The following is a 4,170-nucleotide window of genomic DNA, read 5'->3' on the forward strand; positions in this document are numbered from 1 at the left end:
CACCCGCACCGTGGTCGCGTTCCGCGGCGCAACTCCCGGCAGCCACAGAGGCAGAAACAGCCGAGGAACCTTCGGAACCTCCGGTGCTGACCTGCTGGCCAGCCACGACCGGAGCAGCCTCACAGGTGCCCGTAGCGGTGTCGTCGAGGTCATCGAACAGCGACGGCTGAACAGGACCTCCGGTGCTCATCGTCCGGCCCACCAGCTGCCCACATCGGACCCTGCCGCCCGGGACGCTGGCAGGTCGGGAGGATCAGCCCCATAGCCGCCGTGATGCAGCCCCCGGCCCGCATACGTCCACCTGCCCAGGACAACCGTGTTCTCGTCCCCATCGATCCGGCCGAACGCATCCACCGGCACCCGGCCCGCCATCGCCGCGCCGATCGTGCGGGACCACACCCGCCGGACCGTCCGCAACGCGGTGAACGTCGTCGAGTACGCCCGGGATTTCGACAACCAGTGACCACCAAACCCCGCCTGATGAGACCAGCGGATCAGCCGGGGGACGTCGCCGGAGTCCCGGCCCAACGCCGCATCCAACGCCGCGGTGAACACCGGATCGTGACCGAGCCGCCAGCAGGTCCCCACCAGACGGCGCAGGTGGGGAGGCAAGGTGAGGCGTGCCAGCGCGGCCAGCGACCGCACCAGATGATCCAACGCCCCACCGGCCGCCGCCGACTTGGTGATGTACTTCGCCAGGTAGTTGCTGACCCGTCCGGCGTCGGTGGGCCCGTCGAGCGCGATGCGCCGAATGTCGACCTGCACACCCCAACGCACCGCCCACCCGTTGTTGAACGGCGCTCACTGGGTGCCAGGGGAGGAACATGGCGACGACCCCGGAGCACCTCCATCCGAGGGGAAGGGACTGGAAGGCCGCGGGGTCGTCTGCCGGGCGGACGGCGGGATAGTTCCGCGAGAAGCGTTGCTCTACCGGTCAGGCTTGAGGGCCTGCCGTACCGCAGACGGTCCCGGGAAGTCGGCGGGGATAGCGTCCATCAGCGTCTCGTTGGCAGGCTCACCCAGCCAGTACCCGGAGTTGCGACGCTCCCCGATCCTGCGGAAACCAGCTTTCTCATATGCCCGGATCCCCGCCAGGTTCGGAGAGAGTACCGATAGGTGGACGCATCGCAGGTTCGTCACGTGAAAGGCATAGTCGAGCGTGAGTCGCGTCGCTTCGGTACCGATACCGTTGCCACGGCTGGCCGGGCCGAGCTGGATCACGAACTCCCCGGTTCGCACGTGATGACCAATAAGGACGGCGGTGGTCCCCACCGGGGCCGGCGGGTTGGTGGTCACGTCGTAGACCGTGAACCTCAGCTGATCGTCGGTGCCGCGTGCCTGGTGTTGGAACCCCTCACGCCGGTTCTCCAACGAGTCCGGTGTCTGGCGACCATAGCCGACCAGGGCACCGGGATCCTGCTCCCACTGCCAGTAAAGATCGACGAGGTTGCTGGAGAACGGGCCGAGCCCGGCGCGTTCGCCCCGGATCCACACGGTCGGTTCATGCACGCCTGTTCTCGCTTCCGTCGTCGCGTTCAGGGATGGCGCGCAGGACGCCGAACCGCGCGGTTGACGACGGTTCGGCGACCCGATGGCCGTCGTCAGTCTCCACCCAGGCATGGAGCCGAACCGGGTCGGCTGCTGCGCCGTGGCACCACGTCACCCGTCTCCGGCCCATGGCCAGCAGCAGGAACGCCGCCGATGATTCTTCGGGACAGGCAACGCGACCCGGCATGACCGTTCCTGCCCGCCGAACGGCGTTGATCGCCTCCATGAGCTGGTCAGCTGAGGCACTGATCCTGGTGCGTCGCGTGGTCCACGTCAGCAGACGCAGCAGCCGCGCCATCCGTCTGCGACCGCGTCCGGCCGCGAGCGCGCAGAGCACGACGAGCAGGGCCGCACCCGCATGCAGGGTCATCCCGAAGGATGCGGATCCGGCCGTGGTGCGCCCGGCCTGCATCTCCTGTGTTCCCCAGCTCGGCACCCACGATGGCCCGACCACCGTTGATTGGCCCGCCCGGTGCCTGGGGGTCCACACGATCAGCTCCGCCGTAAGGAGCTGTTCACGAAGGGCCCACGCGGACTGTGTTCACGAAGGGCCCACGCGGACTGGGGGTCCAGCAGCCCCGGCCGGTTGCCATAGCCGCTGGTCGTTGCCGCCTCCCACCAGCGCGCGGCAGGCCCGGTCAGTACATCAGCACGGCCGTTGCGGTAGTTGACGATCACCGTAGCCGGGCCGACATCGAGCGCACGAACGTGTTCGGGGACAGCGATGTACTCACATGACATCATCTGTCGCCCTCCGCAGTCGTTGGAATCCACGCCAGATCGGGTGCGTCTCCCAAGGCCCGTAGCCATACCTCCGCCGCCAAGGCCGGCTCCACGGTCGCGAACGGGACAGGGAGCCCCGCGGCCATCATCGTCAGCGTCTGTCGGAACTCGCCGGGTTCGACGAGGCCCAGCGCAGCCAACCGGCCGTCGGCCAAGGCATGGAGCGAAGCCAGATTCGCACGCATCCCCTGATAATGGTCAGGATTGAAGTCGCCTTTGGTGGTGCGCTCTGCCAGTCTGCTGGGGAACAGGTCCGCCATCGCAGCCCGCAACACGGGCTTGTACTCGGCAGGGCCGGGCCGGTCGCCCAGGGGTACCGACAGGTAAGCATCCACCACGCGAGAGTCCGTGAACGGGTTATGTAGCGGGACCCCGGCTGCTTCGGCAAGCTGGATATCGGCGCGCGCGGAGCGTCCCACCTCCGCCATTCCTTCACCGGTCATGACCGTGGCGAATGAGCCGGGAGTGGGATCTTCCAAACATTCAGCCAGTGCCGCGGCAACGGTCCGCGCTCGTTCCCGTGCCTGCAAGGTCGCCCATGAGGGAAGAGGTTCGATCCCGCACCAGCCGATATCGCCATCGGCGTTACTTCGTGAGGAACCTTCACCCAACTCCGTGGCCAGCGCCACCAGCGCCCCCGCGCGATGTCCTCGCGAGACACGGTGAGCCGACCGCAGTAGCGGCCACACGGGAATCCTACGCAAACGCGCCCATCGGACCGTTTCGACCACCGCCCGCCGGCTATGCCCGGTCGCGAACAAATCCGCCAGAATGATTGGTGGAGAACACAGCAGGCTGTCCCCGCCGTCGCCGGTCAGATGACAGTCGGTACCGAAGGTGCTCCGCATCCAGGTGAGCTGGCCGGAGAAGCGTGCATGCGCGATGGTGGACGGTGCCGGTTCGTCTGTTACTGGAACAGCATCCAAGGCGGAATACGGTGCGTGCTCCGCACCCAGCGGCATGAGGCGATGAACGATTCCGGAATGCCCGGCCGCGAGCCGCGCATAGTCCACGTCTCCACCCGTCGTGTGGCCGACCGGATGCACCGTCACCCCGGTCACCGGCCGCGCACTGCCGGACGACGCATGGGCCAGCAGAGCGAGAGAGGTCGAGTCGAACCCACCCGACATATCCGCGGTCAGCGCTGTCGCCCTGACAGCCCGCACCGCCACCGCCGCCGCCAGTTCCGTCCGCAGTCGTCCGCCGGCTGAATCTGTACTTGGCCGAGGTGACCACATCCGTTCGGCCCGCATCGCCCCCGACCGGGCCAGGGTCAGGCGATGCCCGGCGGGCACAAGCCCCACACCCTTGAACGCGGACCGCCCCGCAAACAGGACAGGCACCGACGGAGCCAACAGCCACATCGCCAACCGATCCAGATCCGGCCCAGCGCCGGTCAGAGCAGCCAAAGCGCGCGAGCTGGAAGACCAGTACACGCCGCCGTCCAACGAAGCCGTGTAGATAGGCCAAGCCCCACCGAGGTCAGTCCAGATGCGAGTAAGACTGTCGGTGACCTCCACAGTGGTGTAACTACCCGCCCACCGCCAGGCCACATCGTCTGGAACTCCGTGCGTCCCCAGTCGCGCCAAAGAAATCTGAGTAATGGCGCATGGGCCGATCACGGCAACCATTCGATGGTCGCTGCACGTCGCGCGGACCTCATGCCCGCCCCACCTTCCGACCGTCCAGCATCCGGCAATGGTCGGCCACATCTTCGCACCGTCGACAGGGGCCCGCGGTGGCATTGTGGTGCTACTGAAGCCCCCGAACCAGCGTATTTCTCCCATCCCTTCCGTCCTTTTCTGAACGTACTGATGCCTGGCCCCGTGCAGGACCAGG

At 67.2% G+C, this 4,170-nt stretch carries 4 protein-coding genes; all 4 read right to left on the reverse strand.

Annotated elements, in window-relative coordinates; genetic code table 11:
- Nucleotides 1-186 precede the first annotated feature (186 nt).
- The 4 genes from AC08OO_RS22690 to AC08OO_RS22705 all read right to left on the reverse strand — a co-directional run bounded on the left by AC08OO_RS22690 (nt 187) and on the right by AC08OO_RS22705 (nt 4,118).
- Nucleotides 187-777, reverse strand: a complete 591-nt coding sequence (locus tag AC08OO_RS22690; RefSeq protein WP_476611744.1) for a replication initiator — start codon at nt 775-777, stop codon at nt 187-189.
- A 150-nt stretch (nt 778-927) separates the two neighbouring features.
- A complete protein-coding gene (locus AC08OO_RS22695) occupies nt 928-1,509 on the reverse strand; it encodes a GNAT family N-acetyltransferase (RefSeq protein WP_476611745.1) in 582 nt (193 codons plus the stop codon).
- Complete coding sequence (locus AC08OO_RS22700) at nt 1,502-1,960, reverse strand: lasso peptide biosynthesis B2 protein (protein WP_476619056.1); 459 nt, start codon at nt 1,958-1,960, stop codon at nt 1,502-1,504. The genes AC08OO_RS22695 and AC08OO_RS22700 overlap by 8 nt, the downstream gene beginning before the upstream one ends.
- 328 nt (nt 1,961-2,288) lie before the next feature.
- On the reverse strand, nt 2,289-4,118 hold the full coding sequence (locus tag AC08OO_RS22705) for an albusnodin/ikarugamycin family macrolactam cyclase (protein WP_476611747.1): 1,830 nt from the start codon (nt 4,116-4,118) through the stop codon (nt 2,289-2,291).
- Between the last annotated feature and the right edge of the window lie 52 nt (nt 4,119-4,170).

The sequence above is a fragment of the Frankia sp. CeCAU1 genome (assembly GCF_977971845.1).

Coding starts and splice junctions, on each gene's coding strand:
- AC08OO_RS22700 (WP_476619056.1), bottom strand. CDS start 1,960: ATGCAGGCCGGGCGCACCACGGCCGGATCCGCATCCTTCGGGATGACC.
- AC08OO_RS22705 (WP_476611747.1), bottom strand. CDS start 4,118: ATGGGAGAAATACGCTGGTTCGGGGGCTTCAGTAGCACCACAATGCCA.